Raw genomic sequence first — 16365 nt, 5'->3', positions numbered from 1 at the left:
GTCATGAGCCCACTCCGATTTTCACTGTGCTGCCCAGGGTTACGCCCAGCTGCCGGTGGACGGCGCAGCCCGGGGAGTTCAGCGGAAGCCACACCACCCGGTCGGGCATGTCGGTGATGATCAGCGGCAGGCTGATCGATCCGCGCGGCGTGCTGACGGTGACCGCGTCACCGTCGGCGGCGCCGATCTCGGCGGCCGTGTCGGCCGACAGCCGCACAGCGGGCTTGCGCGCGGTCCCGGCCAGATGCGGTTCGCCGTCTTGCATTCGGCCGTTGTCTAGCAACATCCGCCAGCCGGTCAGCAACGCCTCGCCGGGCCCGGGCTCGGTCGGCTCCGGGGCCGCGACCGCCGGGCCGGCGGCCCAATTGCCGTCCCAGGTGCCCAGCGCGGCGAGTTCGGCGCGGGCCGCCGCGGCGGTCGACAGCCCCAGGTAGACGCCCATCTCGTCGGCCAGGGCGTCGAGCACTTGGTGGTCGGACTGGCTGGCTTGCTCGCTACTCCAGCGCAGCGCCGGTTCGAACGGGCGGTAGCGGCCCTCCCAGTTGACGAAGGCCCCGGCCTTCTGCGTGGTCGGCGCGACGGGGAATACCACGTCGGCGCGGTCGGTAACGGCGCTGCGCCGCAGCTCCAGGCTGACCACGAATCCGGCGGAGTCCAGCGCGGCGAGCACCGCTTCGGGGTCGGCGAAGTCGTCGGGCTCGACACCGCCGACAAGCAGGGCGCCCAGCGTCCCGTCGGCGGCGGCGGCCAGGATGCCGTCGACGTCACGTCCTGGGGCGGAAGGCAATTCGGAGACGTGCCACGCCGCGGCGATCTGCGCGCGGGCGGTCTCGTCGTCGAGGGGGCGGCCGCCCGGCAGCAGGGCGGGCAGCGCGCCGGCCTCCAGCGCGCCCCGCTCGCCGGCTCGGCGCGGCACCCACGCCAGCCGGGCCCCGGTGGCGTCGGCGAGCCGGGCGGCGGCGGACAATCCGCCGGGCACCGTGGCCAGGCGTTCGCCGACCATGATGACCGCGCCGGCGGTGGACAGCAGTTCGCCCACCTCGCCGCTGGCCAGCCCGTCCAGCGCCGCCGCTTCGGCCCCCGGAACGGTTTTGACGAGCCGCCCGGACATCTTCACCAGCGCCCGGGTGGCGAACGGCGCCACCGCGTACACCGGTAGCCGGTGCTTGCGGGCGGCCTTGCGCAGCCGCAGGAACACGATGGGCGACTCGTCTTCGGGCTCGAACCCGACCAGCACCACCACCGGCGCCGATTCCAGATCGGAATAGCTGACGTCGCGCCGGCCGGCGATGCGCGACGCCAGGAAGTCGGCCTCCTCGGTGGAGTTCAGGCGTGATCGAAAGTCAATATCGTTGCTGTCCAACACGATTCGGGCGAACTTGGAGTACGCGTAGGCGTCTTCCAGGGTGGCCCGGCCGCCAACCAGCACGCCCGTGCGCCCGCGGGCCGCGTCCAGGCCCCGAATCGCTGTCGCCATCGCGTGCGACCACGACGCGGGCACCAGCGTGCCGTCGGCGTCGCGAATCAGGGGAGTGCCGATCACGTCCGGCTGGGTCGCGTAGGAGAACGCCCACCGCCCCTTGTCGCAGTTCCACTCCTCGTTGACTTCCGGGTCGTCGCCGGCCAGCCGGCGCAATACCTTGCCGCGGCGATGGTCGGTGCGCTGGGCGCACCCGGACGCGCAGTGTTCGCAGACGCTGGGACTGGACACCAGGTCGAAGGGGCGGGCCCGGAAACGGTAGGCCGTTCCGGTCAGCGCGCCGACCGGGCAGATCTGCACCGTGTTGCCCGAGAAGTACGAGTCGAACGGCTCATTGGCGTAGATGCCGACCTGCTGCAGGGCGCCGCGCTCCTGCATGTCGATGAAAATGTCCCCGGCGATCTGCTCGGAGAACCGCGTGCAGCGGGCGCACAGGATGCAGCGCTCACGATCCAGCAGCACCTGGGCGGAGATGTTGATCGGTTTGGCGAAGGTGCGCTTGACGTCGGTGAAGCGAGAATCGGCGCGGCCGTTGGACATCGCCTGGTTCTGCAACGGGCACTCGCCGCCCTTGTCGCACATCGGGCAGTCCAGCGGGTGGTTGATGAGCAGCAGCTCCATCACACCGTGCTGGGCTTTGTCCGCGGCCTCCGACGTGAGCTGCGTGCGCACGACCATGTCATCGGTGGCGACGGTGGTGCACGAGGCCATCGGCTTGCGTTGCCCCTCAACCTCAACCAGACACTGCCGGCACGCGCCGACCGGCTCGAGCAGCGGGTGGTCGCAGAACCGCGGGATCTGGATGCCCATCAACTCGGCCGCGCGGATCACCAATGTGCCCTTGGGCACGCTGATTTCGTTGCCGTCGATGGTCAGCGTCACCATGTCCGGCGGGCGCACCTCGTCACCGGTTTCGGTTTTGGCGGCACTAGTCAAGCGTCAAGCCTTTCCGTTCAGCATGGAGTCTCGGGGGTCGAACGGGCAGCCACCGTCTTCGACGTGCGCCACGTATTCGTCGCGGAAGTACTTGATCGACGACATCACCGGGCTGGCGGCGCCATCGCCCAACGCGCAGAAGGACTTTCCCAAGATGGTGTCGGAGATGTCCAACAGCTTGTCGATGTCCTCGGGAGTGCCCTTGCCGGTTTCCAGCCGCTCGTAGATCTGGTCCAGCCAGAAGGTGCCCTCCCGGCAGGGGGTGCACTTCCCGCACGATTCGTGCTTGTAGAAGTACGTCCAGCGGCGCACGGCTCGCACCACGCAGGTGGTCTCGTCGAAGATCTCCAGCGCCTTGGTGCCCAGCATGGAGCCGACCGCGCCCACGCCCTCGTAGTCCAGCGGCACGTCGAGGTGCTCGTCGGTGAGCAGCGGGGTGGACGACCCGCCGGGCGTCCAGAACTTGAGCCGGTGGCCGGCCCGCACCCCGCCGGCGTAGGCGAGCAACTCGCGCAACGTGATACCCAGCGGCGCCTCGTACTGGCCGGGCCGGGCGACATGACCGGACAGCGAATACAGCGTGAAGCCAGGCGATTTCTCGCTGCCCATCGACCGGAACCAGTCGACGCCGTTCAGGACGATGGGCGGCACGCTGGCGATCGTCTCGACGTTGTTGATCACCGTGGGGCAGCCGTAGAGCCCCGCCACCGCGGGGAACGGCGGCCGGAGCCGCGGCTGGCCGCGGCGGCCTTCCAGCGAATCCAGCAGCGCGGTTTCCTCGCCGCAGATGTAGGCGCCGGCGCCGGCGTGCACCACGAGCTCCAGGTCGAAACCCGAGCCGTTGATGTCGCGGCCCAGGTACCCGGCGGCGTACGCCTCGGCCACCGCGTTCTGCAGGCGGCGCAACACCGGCAGCACTTCGCCGCGCACGTAGATGAACGCGTGGCTGGCCCGGATTGCGTAGGCGGCGATGATGACGCCCTCGACGAGCACGTGCGGCGTCGCCAGCATCAACGGAATGTCTTTGCACGTACCGGGTTCCGATTCGTCGGCGTTGACCACCAGGTAGTGCGGCTTGGCGGCCGCGCCGGTGTCGCCCTGCGGGATGAACGACCACTTCGTTCCGGTCGAGAAGCCGGCGCCACCGCGCCCGCGCAACCCGGAGTCCTTGACCATGGCGATCACGTCGTCGGGCGCCATGGCCAGCGCCCTCTTCATCCCCTCATAGCCGTCGTGACGGCGGTAGGTCTCCAGGGTCCACGACTCGGGGTCGTCCCAGAACCGGCTGATGACCGGGGTGAGCGGCGTGGCCTGAGAGCTGGTCATGACTGGCCTCCGGGCGGGTTGGGCGCCTGCATGCCGTTTTCCTTCGCCACCCTCAGACCCGCCAGCGTGGCCTCGCCCGCACCGCCCTGGCCCTGGTCGGGCCGTTCGTCGGGCAGGCCGGCCAGGATGCGTGACGTCTCGCGGAAGGCGCACAGCGGGGCGCCGCGGGTGGGCGGTTTGGGCTCACCCGAGCGCAACGAGTCGACGAGCTCGCGGGCCGACTCCGGTGTCTGGTTGTCGAAGAACTCCCAGTTGACCATCACCACCGGCGCGTAGTCGCAGGCGGCGTTGCATTCGATGTGTTGCAGGGTGACGGAGCCGTCGGGGGTGGTCTCGTCGTTGCCGATGCCCAAATGCTCCTGCAGGGCCTCGAATACGGCGTCGCCGCCCATGATGGCGCACAGCGTGTTGGTGCAGACACCGACCAGATAGTCGCCGGTGGGTCCGCGGCGATACATCGTGTAGAAGCTCGCCACCGCCGACACCTCGGCGCCGGTCAGGCCCAGCTGCTCACCGCAGAACTCCAAACCGGCGGGGGTCAGGTAGGAGTCCTCGGCCTGTACCAGGTGCAGCAACGGCAGCAGCGACGAGCGCTTATCGGGGTAGCGGCCCATGATCTCCTTGGCGTCGACCTCCAGCCGCGCCCGCACCTCCGCCGAATACGATTGCGGCGCACCCTCAACCACGAACGCGTTGGGTTCCTCGGGCGGTGGTCCGAGCCGGATGAACACCGGCTGTCCTTGCGGGCCGGTCACCGATCCACCCCGCCCATGACCGGGTCGATGCTGGCGACCGCGGTGATCAGGTCGGCCACCATGCCGCCCTCGCACATCGCGGCGACCGACTGCAGGTTGGTGAACGACGGGTCGCGGTAGTGCACCCGATAGGGGCGGGTGCCGCCGTCGCTCACCATGTGCACGCCGAGCTCCCCGCGCGGTGATTCCACCGCGGTGTAGACCTGGCCCGCCGGAACACGGATGCCCTCGGTGACCAGCTTGAAGTGGTGGATCAAGGCCTCCATCGAGCCGCCCATGATCTTGGCGATGTGCTCCTGTGAGTTACCCATCCCGTCCGGGCCCACCTTGAGGTCGGCCGGCCAGGCGATCTTGCGGTCGGAGATCATGGTCGGGCCCGGCTTCAACTTGTCCAGACACTGCTCGACGATCTTGATCGACTCCCACATCTCGTTGACGCGAATCATGTAGCGCCCGTAAGCATCACACGTGTCGGCGGTCATCACGTCGAATTCGTAGTTTTCATATCCGCAGTACGGTTCGCTCTTGCGCAGGTCGTGCGGCAACCCGGTGGCGCGCAGGATCGGTCCGGTGATGCCGAGCGCCATGCAGCCGGTCAGATCCAGGTAGCCGACGTCCTGGGTGCGGGCCTTCCAGATGGCGTTCTCGTTGAGCAGACCGCCCATTTCGCGCAGTACCTGGCGCAGCGGCTTGAGGGCTTCGGCGATGTCGGACTCCGCGCCCGGCGGTAGATCCTGCGCCACGCCGCCCGGCCGGATGTAGGCGCTGTTCATCCGCAACCCGGAGATCTTCTCGAACAGGGTCAGCACGATCTCGCGGCCGCGGAAACCGACGAACATCGGGGTCATGGCGCCCAATTCCATGCCGCCGGTGGCGAGTGCGACCAGATGCGAGGAGATCCGGTTGAGCTCCATCATCATCACCCGGATGACGTTGACCCGCTCGGGTATCTGATCGGTGATGCCGAGCAGCTTCTCCACGCCCAGGCAGTACGCGACCTCGTTGAAAAACGGTGACAGGTAATCCATTCGGGTTACGAAGGTGACCCCCTGCGCCCAGTAGCGATATTCGAGGTTCTTCTCGATACCGGTGTGCAGGTAGCCGATTCCGCAGCGAACGTCGGTGACCGTTTCGCCCTCGATCTCCAAGATCAGCCGCAACACCCCGTGGGTGGACGGGTGCTGCGGACCCATGTTGACGACGATCCGTTCGCCGGGGTCTGCCTTGCGGGCGGCTTCGACGATCTGGTCCCAGTCCTGTCCGCCGGCGACCAAGACGGTCTCCGGGGCACCGCCATCGTGCGTCGCGTCGGTGATTGTGCTCATCAGTTGTACGCTCTCCGCTCGTCGGGCGGGGGAATCTGGGCTCCCTTGTATTCCACCGGAATGCCGCCGAGGGGATAGTCCTTGCGCTGCGGGTGGCCATGCCAGTCGTCGGGCATCTCGATGCGGGTCAGCGACGGGTGTCCGTCGAAGATGATGCCGAAGAAGTCGTAGGTTTCGCGCTCGTGCCAGTCGCTGGTCGGATAGACCCCGAACAGCGAGGGGATGTGCGGATCGCTGTCCGGCGCAGCCACTTCCAGGCGGACGCGGCGATTGTGCGTGATCGACTGCAACGGGTACACCGCGTGCAGTTCGCGACCGGTCTCGTGGGGGTAGTGCACCCCGCTGACACCCAGACACATCTCGAAACGCAGCCCCGGCTCATCGCGTAGGTGCTGGGCGACCCGGGGCAGCGCTTCGCGGCGCACGTGCAGGGTCAGCTCGTCGCGGTACACCACGACTTTCTCTATCGCGTCGGAGAATTCGACGTCCGCGCTTTTCAGCGCCTGGGCCAGTGTGTCGACCACGTCGTCGAAGTAGCGGCCGTAGGGTCGGGGGCTGCTGCCGGGAAGCATGACCTCGCGCACCAGGCGCCCGTAGCCGGACGTGTCACCCGAACCCTTGGCGCCGAACATGCCGCGGCGCACGTCGATCACTTCTTCGTCGGCCTGGCTGATCGCCTCTTGGGGACCTTGGTCGGGCGAGCTCATCGCAGCAGTCCGCGCATCTCGATCGTGGGCCGGGCCGCCAGCGCCGCCTGCTCGGCCTCGGCGATGGCTTCTTCGCGGTTGACGCCCAGAGGCATCTCCTGAATCTTCTCGTGCAGCTTCAGGATTGCGTGCAACAGCATCTCCGGCCGCGGCGGGCAGCCGGGCAGGTAGATGTCCACCGGAACCACGTGGTCCACGCCCTGCACGATCGCGTAGTTATTGAACATCCCGCCGGACGACGCGCACACGCCCATGGCCAGCACCCACTTCGGCTCGCCCATCTGGTCATAGATCTGGCGGAGCACCGGCGCCATCTTCTGGCTCACGCGGCCCGCGACGATCATCAGGTCGGCCTGCCGCGGCGTCGCCGAGAATCGCTCCATGCCGAACCGCGCTATGTCGAATCTTGGCCCGGCGGTTGCCATCATCTCGATGGCACAGCACGCCAACCCGAACGTCGCCGGCCACAGGGAATTCTTGCGAACGTAGCCGGCCACCTTCTCGACCGTTGACAGCAGAATCCCGCCGGGCAGCTGTTCTTCGAGACCCACGTCTACCTCAATCCCACGTCAGGCCGCCGCGGCGCCACACATAGGCGTACGCCACTAAGACCGTGAGCATGAACACCACCATCTCGACCAACGCGAACGTTCCCAGCGCGTCGTAACTGACCGCCCATGGATACAAGAACACGATTTCGATGTCGAAGACGATAAAAAGCATTGCGGTCAGGTAATACTTCACCGGGAACCGCTGGCCGCTCGCCGCGTGCGGGCCGCTGACCGGACTGTCGGTGGGTTCGATCCCGCACTCGTAGGGGGCCATCTTCGACTTGTTGTAACGCGTCGGGCCGGCCAGGCTCGCGATCGCCACCGATCCCACGGCGAAGGCCGCCGCTATCGCTCCGAGCACCAAGATGGGTATGTAGACGTTCAACTCGCTCCAAGATCTCCTCGTACGGGCCGCCGGTGCGGCGGCCGGGCGGGGGCCGGGCTGCTGTGACGTACGCGGGCTGCGGCACGTCACAGTGACCTTCACAACATAGCGTCGCGAAGACGGGTGTGTTTTGTCGGGGTGGGGGTATTCGCCTCGTTTTTGTGTCGCCGCAACCGGGCGGCCCGCCGCCGGTCGCGGCCGGGGTCACGCCGGCGCGTATCGACGCAGGTGAAAGGGCTAGCGCGTGGGTGTGCGGAGCAGTCCGAGCACCGTGCGGCCCAGCACGATGGGATCGAGGGGATGCGGCACTGCGGCTTCGGCCCGCGACCAGTTCGCCAGCCAGGCGTCGTCCGGGCGGCCGGTGAGCACCAGGATCGGTGGGCACGTGGAAAGTTCGTCTTTGAGTTGTTTGGCGATTCCCATGCCGCCGGTGGGCGTGGCTTCCCCGTCGAGAATGGCCAAGTCGATGCCGCCCTCGTCCATCTGGCGCACCACCATCGGGGCGGTCGCCACCTCGAGGTAGGTCAGCTCGGGCAGGTCCGGATGCAGATGCTTGCCCAGTGCCCGGATGACTTGTTCGCGGGTTTTGGCGTTATCGCTGTAGACCAGGATCCGCAGGGCAACGCTGGATTCGGGGCTGGAATCGGACACGGTGCAGATGCTACTGGTGTCGCACCGGCTTCACTGGGCAGCCCGCACGAAGACGGCTTCGGCCGCCGCCTTCGCCTTCGAGCCGATCATGCCGAGCCGGTTCCAGCCCAGGTCGAACTGGGTGCGATCCACCTTGGTTTCCCCGGCGATCCGGATCGAGCCGTCGTCGAGCTCGGTGATCGTGGCGGACAGGGGCAGCGGAGCGGTGATGCCCTTGATGGTGAAGGCCGCGCGGAGGTCTGCGGCCTTGCCTTTGGTCGGGTGCACCGCGGTGACGACGACGCTGATCTCACCGAAGCGCTCGACGTCGAAGAAGTCGGGCGAGCGCAGGTGCTTGTCGCGCCGGCCTATCCCCGTGTCCAGGGAGGCGGTGCGGATGTCGAGGCGGCCGAAAACCGCCCCCTTCGCCGTCAGTTGGCCGTCGCCGCTGAACTCGGTGAAGCGGCCCTTGACGTTCAGCAGGCCCCACAGGTTTGCGACCTTGAAGGTGATCTCCGAGCGGTCCGGGACGAGGTTCCACACGCCGGCCAGGTCGGGATCGTTCAGCAGCGATTCCAAAGTCGTCATCGTCACCCCCATCTCTCGTGGCGAATCTAACGCCTAATCCATCAACGGCGCGATCTCGGCGGGGTCGAAGTACTCGTCGATCCGGTCCAGCCGGCCGTCGCTGGCCACCCTGATCACGATGCAGACCCGCATCGAGATCGATTGGCCGGCATGGCCGGTGGCGTGCAGGATGTGCTGCTGAACGAAGCCGCCCTCGAAGAATCGCCGGTCCAGGATTTCGTAATGGCGCTCGGTGGTCGCGGTGATGAACCAGTTGATGACCCGCAGCGCGCGGGCCTTGCCGTCATCGCGGCGCGCGCCGACTCGCCACACCGCGATGTCGTCGCTCCACATCCGGTCAACCGCCGCGAAGTCACCCTTTTCGATCGCCGTGAACAGGCGGTCTGCCGCGTCGGCAACGATTTCCGCGCTCGCACCGGCCATGATCTCGCTCCTATTCGCTGGCATATCCGGGGTGGGCGGCGGCCACCCGGCGCCGCACCAACGTGCGCAGGCAGGCGGTGACTTCCAGGGCCCGCCCGTCCATCTCGCCGGCCCGAATCGCGGCGGCCAGCTCCTCCTCGTCGGCGAACCCGAGGTCGGCCAGCGCTTCGCGGGATTCGGCCTCGCTCTCGTCGAGCAGCTCGCGCTCCACGATGCGCAGCGCGTTGGCGGCCACCCTCGCATGGAAGTTGACCTGCCCGCTGGTCGCCGCCCGCACGTCGTTCTCCAGGAATTCGGCCACCGCGGCCACCAGCTCGGCGGCGAGCGGGCGCCCGTATGCGCCGATCATCAGGCCGCCCCTTCGAGCAGGTCGAGCAGGTCCCACTCGGTCTCGCACACGCGGCGGCCGATCGTGGCCAGCTCCACCGAGCGGAACTGCCCGCTCAAATGCCGCTCCGCCTGGTAGCGGCAGATGACGCCCCAGCGCAGCGTGGCCAGCACCAGCCACCAGTGAAACGCCACCCGGTCGACGCTAGTCCCGCCGGCCTGCTCGTAGGCGTGCAGGAAGCTTTCGATGCTGCCGAGCCCGCCGGCGCCGAGGTTGGCCGGGGCGCCGAAGCGCCAGGCGCGGATGCAGAACCAGGCCAGGTCGTCGTACGGGTCGCCGCGGTGTACCAGCTCCCAGTCGAGGACGGCGGCGAGGCGGGACCCGTCGACGATGAGGTTGCCCATGCGGTAATCCCCGTGCACGAGGACGTCCGCCGACGGCTCGGGCCGGTTGGCGCCCAGCCAGCGAAACGCCCATTCGAAGGTGGCCGTGGTGTCACCCATGGCGTCGAGCCGCTCACGCCACTGCGTGAGCGGGTCCTCGCGGGTTAGGCCGGGAATGTTCGGGTCGGCGCGGTGGATGGCGGCCAGGGCCTGCGCGCATTGCCGCAGCAGCTGCCCGCGGGCCGCCTGCCCGCCCGCGGCGTCGAGCTGACGCTGAATGCGCCGGACGATGGTCTCGCCCGCGATCTCGTCGCAGATCAGAAACGGATTGCCCAGTGCGGCAACCGAATCGTCGGCGATGAGGACGTGGGGGACCGGTGCGCCCGCCGCCGCGGCGGCGGCCTGGGCGCGTGCCTCCAGCTCCATGCCGGCGTGGACGTCGTCGGGCGCGCCGGTGCGCAGGATCAGCGCGTGGCGTCGCTCCCCGGCGACCGCGTTGAACGCCCACGTGGAGCGGCTGGCGCCCCCGGTCAGCACGCGCAGGTTCTCAATCGCGACATCGGCACCGAGGACCGGCGCCAGCGCCGCGGCGATCTGGGGGGCCAACTCCTCGGTCGATGTCACTTGCCAAACTTAAACAGCCGCTGCGCCACCCGGCGAATCTGGATCTCCTCGGCTCCCTCGGTGATCCGGTAGCGACGGTGGTGGCGGTAGATGTGCTCGAACGGCTCGTGCCGGCTGTAGCCGAGGCCACCGAAGATCTGCATGGCCCGGTCGGCGGCGTCGCAGACGAGTCGGTTGGCGCGGTAGTTGGCCATCGACACCTTGTCCGAGACCTCCATGTGGTGGTCCCGGTCCAGATGCCAGGCGGCATAGGCCACCAGCAGCCGCACCATCTGCGCTTCGGTTTGCAATTCGGCCAGCGGCCATTGCACCGCCTGGTTGACCGACAGCGGCTTGCCGAAGACGGTCCGTTTGCCGGCGTATTCGGCGGCGCGGTCGATGCAGTACTGGGCCGCGCCCAGGCTGCTGGCCGCCTGCCGAATCCTGTTCTCGTGCAGGAACGTCTGCGCGACCTCCAGGCCGCGGTCCACCTCACCGAGCACCGCGTCGGCGGGGACGCGGACGTCGGTCAACTGAACTTCGCCGTGGTCGGTCGGCATGTTGAACGTCCACCAGTAGTAGGGGACGGTGAACCCGGGCGCATCCGTCGGCACCAGGAACGCCGTGATGCCCCGCGCCTGCCCGGGCTCTCCGGAGGTGCGCGCGAACACCAGGTCGTGGGTCGCGCGGTGGACCCCGGTGTTGAATCGCTTGGCGCCGTTGATCACCCACCCTCCAGGTTCCGAGCCGTCGGGCTGCGCGCGCGTCTCCAGCCACGTCGCGTCCGAGCCGTGCTGGGGCTCGGTCAGCCCGAACGCCATCGAGCGTTCCCCGGTGATCAGCGCTTCGGACCAGAGCCGTCGCTGCTCGTCGGTGCCGAAGCGCTCCATCATGATCACCTGCGGGAAGTTGCCGACGATCGAGGATTCGTTCTGCAGGTCGTTGTGCAGGCCGAGGCCCTTGTGCGCCAGGTGCTCCCGGATGACCGCCATGTCGACGTTGGTGCCGTCCCGGCCGCCCAGCGACGCCGGCAGCCCGTACCGCAGCCAGCCCGCCTGGTCGGCCCGCCTGCGCATCTCCGCGAGCAGATCCTCCCATTCGCGCGTCGGGATGCCGTCGTTGTCCCAGTCGGTGCGGGCATGTTCGCGGCGCTTGTCGAAGTACTGGATGTGGTCACGCTCCAGCGGTTTGATCTCCGCCTCGATGAATTCGTCCATCTGCGCGAGCAGACCCGGAAGGTGTTCGGGGAGTGTGAAATCCACAGTTTTCTCCTTCGAAAAGGCTCAAGCGCCGTAGAGGGTTTTCTTCCAGATCGTCGACAGGGTGGCGATGGCGTCCTCGTCGCTGATTTTGATGCCCAGGTTGGAGGGACCGACGAAGACGGTGGTGAAGTTCTCGAACAGCAGCGCGATGGCCGCCGCGGTGTGTTGCGGGTCGAGCTCGGTTCCGTAGCCCTGCTCCTGGGCGCGGCGAACGGAGGCGGCGACGATGTCCATGCCGAAGCGGCGGAATTCGTTCTGGACGGCCGCGAAGCGCCGCTGGGTGGCGGCCAGCTGGGCCACGGCGATCATGATGCCGATGTTTTGTTTGAACATGTTCCAGTACCCGGTGACCACGGAGGTGAAGAAGGCGTCGTCCTCCGGAGAGTCCGGTAACTCGAGACTCAAACCCGACGGCGTCACGACATCGTGCAGGAAGGACTCCGCGAGGGCGGCGAGCAGGTCTTCCTTGTCGGCGAAGTACCGGTAGAACACCGCGGGCGACTTGCCGGCAGCCGACGTGATGTCGGCCAGCGTGGTCCCGTGAAAGCCGCGCTCGGCGAACAGCTTTCGGGCGGCCAGCTCGATGGCCTGCCTGGTCTGGCGGCCCTTGGCGGTGCGCGCTTCCGGTGCGGGCATCAGGTCCGCATCCGGTCGCCGGCGCGCAGCAGGGCGCTCGGCAGATCGTGGCCGACAACGGATTTGGCGACGTCCGCCGCGGCGATGGCGGCCTGCAGGTCGACGTCGACGTCGATGCCGCTGTCGCGCAGCAGGTACACCAGATCCTCGGTGGCGATGTTGCCGGTGGCACCCGGGGCGAACGGGCAGCCGCCCAGCCCGCCGACGGAGGAGTCGAGCCGGGTCACCCCGGAGCTGACCGCGGCGTAGGCGCTGGCCAGCCCCGAGCCGCGGGTGTTGTGGAAATGCCCGCCCAGCGGCAGGTCGCCGATCACCGGACGCAGTTGCGCGATAAGCGAACTCACGCGCCCCGGGGTGGTGGTGCCGATCGTGTCGGCGATGGAAAGGCGGTCGGCGCCCCGGTCGCGCGCGGCCGCGGCGATGTCGAGCACGCGCTCGGGCGGGGTAGGTCCCTCGAATGGCGAGTCCCACGCGGTGGCGATGACAACCTCGACGGTGACGTCAGCGCCGTGCGCGATGGCGACGATCTCGTCGATCGTCTTGGTGGCCTCGGCGCTGGTCCGCCCGACGTTGGCCTGACTGAACGTGTCGTCGGCGGCGACCACGTACTCGATCGAGCGCAGCCCCGCCGCGACGGCGCGCTTGGCGCCGTTCGGGCTGGCCACCAGGGCGGAGAACTCGATGTCGGGGTAGTCGTGCAGGTGGGCGGCGAGCTCGGCGGCGTCGGCCATCGACGGCACTTTCGACGGCGAGACGAACGCCGTGGCCTCCACCTCGCGGACCCCGGTCGCGGCGACCGCGGCCAGCAGTTCGAGCTTGGCCGACAACGGAATCGGCGTTTCGATCTGCAGGCCGTCGCGCAGCGCGACCTCGCGGATGACCACGTGTGCGTTCACAGCACCTCCTCGGCCCGTAACTCTTCGAGTTCCGCCGCGGTCTTGCCCAGCAGCCCGATGTAGACGTCGTCGTTGTGCTGGCCCGGACGGGCGGGCCCGGCGTTGCGCACGCGGCCCGGCGATTCCGACAGCACCGGCACGATGCCCGGCCCCAGAACGTCCCGCCCGAGCCTTTCATCGAAGTGTTCGACCAGCATGCCGCGGGCCCGCAGTTGCGGGTCGTCGACCACCTCCGCGACCGTGTTGATCGGCCCGGCTATCACCCCTGCGGCGCTGAGGGTTTCGATGATGTCGCCCGGCTGGCGGTCCGTGGCCCACGCGCCGATGATCTCGTCGAGTTCATCCTGATTGCGGCCGCGCGCGCGGTGCGTAGCGAACCGGTCGTCGATGGCCAGCTCCGGGCGCCCCATCGCCTTGCACAGCCGGGCGAAGACGGTGTCCTGGTTGGCGGCGATCACCACCCACGAGCCGTCGGCGCTGCGGTAGATGTTGGACGGCGCGATGCCCTCGAGCCGGGTGCCCGACGGCCCGCGCACCACGCCGCCGACGTCGTAGTCGGGGATGGTGGATTCCTGTACGGCCAAACAGGATTCGGTCAGTGCGACGTCCACCACCTGGCCGCGCCCGGTAATGCTGCGACGGTACAGCGCCGCCATCGCTCCCTGGGCGCCGAACATGCCGGCCAGGGTGTCGCCCAGCGATAGCGCCAGCCTGGGCGGCGGCCCGCCGGGGAAGCCGTTGAGATGGCGCAGCCCGCTGGCCGCCTCGGCCACCGAGGCATACCCGGCCTTGTGGGCGTCGGGGCCGGTCTGGCCGTAGCCCGACACCCGAACCAGGATGATTCCCGGGTTGCGGGCGCTCAGCACGTCGTAACCCAGCTCCCATTTTTCGAGCGTCCCCGGGCGGAAGTTCTCCACGATGATGTCGGACTTCTCGACGAGGTCGCAGAACAGTTCACGGCCACGTGGCCGGCGCAGGTCGAGGGTGATCGCTCTCTTGTTGCGCGCGTGCACCGTCCAGAAGACGTGCTGCCCGTCGAGCTCGGCCTGGCCCCAGGTGCGCAACGGGTCCGGGGCGCCGGGGGGTTCCACCTTGATGACGTCGGCGCCCATGTCGCCCAGCAGCCGTCCGGCGAAGGGGCCCGCGATCAGCGTGCCCAGCTCGAGCACCCGGACCCCCTCCAGCGGTCCGGTGGGTGTCACTGCGCCCCCGCGAAGTCGTGGCGGACCAGCCAGTCGGTCGCGATGTCGACGGCCGCGCGCAGCTTGTCGCGCTGATCGAGGCCCGCGTAATAGTGGGTGGCGCCGGGGATTTCGTGCATCTCTTTGTCATGATGCCCGATCGCGTTGAAGAGCCGCCGCGTGTGGCTGGGCGTGCAGGCGTCGTCGGCCAGGTTGCCGATCACCAACGCAGGGACGGCGATGTCGGCGCCGCAGGCCACCCCGTCGCCGCGGGCGTCGTCGTAACTCCATTGCGAGAGCCAGCCGCGCAACGTCGAGAAGCGGGCCAGCCCGACCGGGCTCATGTTCACCACCTGAGGATCCCCCAGGTAACAGGTTCCCGGGGTGCGTTCGTTGGGATCGACGGTCGGGTCCAGCCAGCGCGGGTCGGCCATGGTGCCGTGCACTACGAAACAGAACTCCTCGTCGGGACGTCCGGCGGCCTTCAGTTCGGCGAGCTTGCCCTTGACCCACGCGGTGATGCGGCGGTTGCGTTCGATCTGTGCATTGCGGTAGCGGGCCAGGAATTCTTGGCTGTATGGCGGCTGGTTCGGGTTATCCGGGTTGTACAGGTCGAGCTCGGGATCGCGTTTGGTGGGGTCGGATTCGTCGAGGATCGAGGCGTCGAGCCATTCGGTCAGCGTGCCGTGCCGGCTGATGTGCGCCGCCAGCAGCATGATGCCGTCGGCGGGGATCAGGTCCAGGGCGGTCAGGTCGGGGCCGTCGCCCGACGGGCTCGAGGTGATGGTCGGGTGCTGGGCCTGCTGCTGGTAGAACATCGACAGCGAGCCGCCGCCGCTCCAGCCGGCCAGCACCACCTTCTCGTAACCCAGCCGCTTCTTGGCGTCCTTGATGCACTCGCCGAGATCCTCGACCACCTTCTCCATCAGCAGCGCGGAATCGGTGCCGCGGAACCGGCTGTTGCAGTAGATGACGTGATGGCCTGCCCGGGCCAGTGCGTTGATCATCGGCAGGTAGGCCCCGCCGCCGATCGGGTGCATGAACACCAGCACGGTGTCCGACGGCTTGTCCACCGGCCTGAGCAGGTAGCTCTCCAGCACCGTGATCTCGGCCAGGCCGCCGTAGACGTCGCGGACAGCGGAATTGTTCTGGAAAGCAACGAGATAGGGGATTCGCTCGTATTCGTGGCGGGTCGTCATGGTCAGTGTTGTCCTAGGTCGTGGGCCAGCACCTCGGGCGAGGGGGTCAGGCGTCGGCGGGTATCGACGGCGATCACTTGCCAATCGACGCGGGAGTAATCATCGAACTTGCGGCGCGCCCGTTCCCGCGCCTTCTCCGGTGCGCCGTGGTGGACGCCTTGCGGCGCATGGGAAATCAGGCCGGGGGGCATCGGGATGCCGTAGAGCGAGCCGCCGTGGAAGAAGGCGATCTCGTCATAGTCGACATTGCGGTGATACCACGGGGTGCGCTCGGTGCCGGCGACGCCTTCGGCGGGTTTCGGCAGGAAATTCATCACGTAGACGCCGGTGGCCTGCATGAACAGATGGACCGTCGGCGGCAGGTGGACGCTGTCGGAGGTGACCACGTTGTAGTCGGCGATGTTGAACGTGAACGGGAAGTTGTCGCCGCGCCAGCCTTCGATGTCGAGCGGATTGTGTTGGTAGAACAGCGTTGTGGGGCCACCTTCATGGATGAGCCGGACCTCGTACTCGTCCCTGCCGTCGTCCTCGATGGGTGCAGGGTCGGGGATGGTCATCTGCGACGGGTCGAACGGGAAGTGGCGGCCCAGCGGCCCGGCCGGCGGCACCCGGAACTCGTCGGTGGCCTCGACCATCAGCAGGGTGGTTTCGCTGTCGGGGGCCGGGCGCCCCGCGGGGCACGCCCTCGGGATGTAGACCCAATCGCCGTCGGAGTAGCGCAGTGGCCCGACACCAGGGAGACGGCTTCCCGGCCCCGCCGCGGAGGAGCAC

18 protein-coding genes are annotated in these 16365 nt (G+C 68.2%); all 18 read right to left on the bottom strand.

What is annotated here, in order from left to right; translation table 11 throughout:
• Position 1 precedes the first annotated feature (1 nt).
• Positions 2-2416: an NADH-quinone oxidoreductase subunit G gene (locus A5773_RS16495; RefSeq protein WP_066946629.1), complete on the bottom strand. Its 2415-nt coding sequence runs from the start codon at positions 2414-2416 to the stop codon at positions 2-4.
• A gap of 3 nt (positions 2417-2419) precedes the next feature.
• On the bottom strand, positions 2420-3742 hold the full coding sequence (nuoF, locus tag A5773_RS16490) for an NADH-quinone oxidoreductase subunit NuoF (RefSeq protein ID WP_066946626.1): 1323 nt from the start codon (positions 3740-3742) through the stop codon (positions 2420-2422).
• Positions 3739-4497 carry an NADH-quinone oxidoreductase subunit NuoE gene (gene nuoE, locus A5773_RS16485; protein ID WP_066946622.1) on the bottom strand — a complete coding sequence of 253 codons (759 nt, stop codon included), beginning with the start codon at positions 4495-4497 and terminating at the stop codon, positions 3739-3741. Before nuoE ends, nuoF begins: the two co-directional genes overlap by 4 nt.
• Positions 4494-5822: an NADH dehydrogenase (quinone) subunit D gene (gene nuoD, locus A5773_RS16480; RefSeq protein WP_066946618.1), complete on the bottom strand. Its 1329-nt coding sequence runs from the start codon at positions 5820-5822 to the stop codon at positions 4494-4496. Before nuoD ends, nuoE begins: the two co-directional genes overlap by 4 nt.
• Entirely contained in the window at positions 5822-6529 is a 708-nt protein-coding gene (locus tag A5773_RS16475) for an NADH-quinone oxidoreductase subunit C (protein ID WP_066946614.1), read from the bottom strand. The genes nuoD and A5773_RS16475 overlap by 1 nt, the downstream gene beginning before the upstream one ends.
• The gene (locus A5773_RS16470; protein ID WP_066946610.1) at positions 6526-7080 is read right to left on the bottom strand and encodes an NADH-quinone oxidoreductase subunit B family protein; all 555 of its coding nucleotides are present in this window, start codon (positions 7078-7080) and stop codon (positions 6526-6528) included. The genes A5773_RS16475 and A5773_RS16470 overlap by 4 nt, the downstream gene beginning before the upstream one ends.
• Before the next feature lie 7 nt (positions 7081-7087).
• Positions 7088-7465, bottom strand: a complete 378-nt coding sequence (locus A5773_RS16465) for an NADH-quinone oxidoreductase subunit A (RefSeq protein ID WP_066946603.1) — start codon at positions 7463-7465, stop codon at positions 7088-7090.
• Positions 7466-7702: 237 nt separating this feature from the next.
• The gene (locus A5773_RS16460) at positions 7703-8116 is read right to left on the bottom strand and encodes a response regulator transcription factor (protein WP_066946600.1); all 414 of its coding nucleotides are present in this window, start codon (positions 8114-8116) and stop codon (positions 7703-7705) included.
• Positions 8117-8146: 30 nt separating this feature from the next.
• Positions 8147-8683 (bottom strand): YceI family protein, encoded by a 537-nt coding sequence (locus tag A5773_RS16455; protein ID WP_066946788.1) that lies wholly within the window; start codon positions 8681-8683, stop codon positions 8147-8149.
• A gap of 33 nt (positions 8684-8716) precedes the next feature.
• On the bottom strand, positions 8717-9106 hold the full coding sequence (locus A5773_RS16450; RefSeq protein ID WP_066946598.1) for a nuclear transport factor 2 family protein: 390 nt from the start codon (positions 9104-9106) through the stop codon (positions 8717-8719).
• 10 nt (positions 9107-9116) lie between these two features.
• Entirely contained in the window at positions 9117-9455 is a 339-nt protein-coding gene (locus A5773_RS26090; RefSeq protein ID WP_066946595.1) for a DUF6285 domain-containing protein, read from the bottom strand.
• Positions 9455-10441 carry a phosphotransferase family protein gene (locus tag A5773_RS16440; protein ID WP_066946591.1) on the bottom strand — a complete coding sequence of 329 codons (987 nt, stop codon included), beginning with the start codon at positions 10439-10441 and terminating at the stop codon, positions 9455-9457. Before A5773_RS16440 ends, A5773_RS26090 begins: the two co-directional genes overlap by 1 nt.
• Positions 10438-11682: an acyl-CoA dehydrogenase family protein gene (locus A5773_RS16435; protein WP_066946587.1), complete on the bottom strand. Its 1245-nt coding sequence runs from the start codon at positions 11680-11682 to the stop codon at positions 10438-10440. The genes A5773_RS16440 and A5773_RS16435 overlap by 4 nt, the downstream gene beginning before the upstream one ends.
• A gap of 21 nt (positions 11683-11703) precedes the next feature.
• Positions 11704-12318, bottom strand: coding sequence for a TetR/AcrR family transcriptional regulator (locus A5773_RS16430; RefSeq protein ID WP_082948265.1), 615 nt, complete (start codon positions 12316-12318; stop codon positions 11704-11706).
• Positions 12318-13214: a hydroxymethylglutaryl-CoA lyase gene (locus A5773_RS16425; RefSeq protein ID WP_066946584.1), complete on the bottom strand. Its 897-nt coding sequence runs from the start codon at positions 13212-13214 to the stop codon at positions 12318-12320. The genes A5773_RS16430 and A5773_RS16425 overlap by 1 nt, the downstream gene beginning before the upstream one ends.
• A complete protein-coding gene (locus A5773_RS16420) occupies positions 13211-14416 on the bottom strand; it encodes a CaiB/BaiF CoA-transferase family protein (protein WP_066946581.1) in 1206 nt (401 codons plus the stop codon). The genes A5773_RS16425 and A5773_RS16420 overlap by 4 nt, the downstream gene beginning before the upstream one ends.
• Complete coding sequence (locus A5773_RS16415; protein ID WP_066946577.1) at positions 14413-15594, bottom strand: alpha/beta fold hydrolase; 1182 nt, start codon at positions 15592-15594, stop codon at positions 14413-14415. The genes A5773_RS16420 and A5773_RS16415 overlap by 4 nt, the downstream gene beginning before the upstream one ends.
• A gap of 2 nt (positions 15595-15596) precedes the next feature.
• Positions 15597-16365 (bottom strand): homogentisate 1,2-dioxygenase (locus tag A5773_RS16410; protein ID WP_067791791.1); only part of this gene is annotated, 769 nt, incomplete at its 5' end.

The organism is Mycobacterium sp. 852014-52450_SCH5900713, assembly GCF_001667075.1.
In the GTDB taxonomy this organism is placed as follows: domain Bacteria; phylum Actinomycetota; class Actinomycetes; order Mycobacteriales; family Mycobacteriaceae; genus Mycobacterium.
The sequence above is the reverse complement of the archived record's forward strand: the minus strand, read 5'-3'. Positions and strand labels throughout refer to the sequence as shown.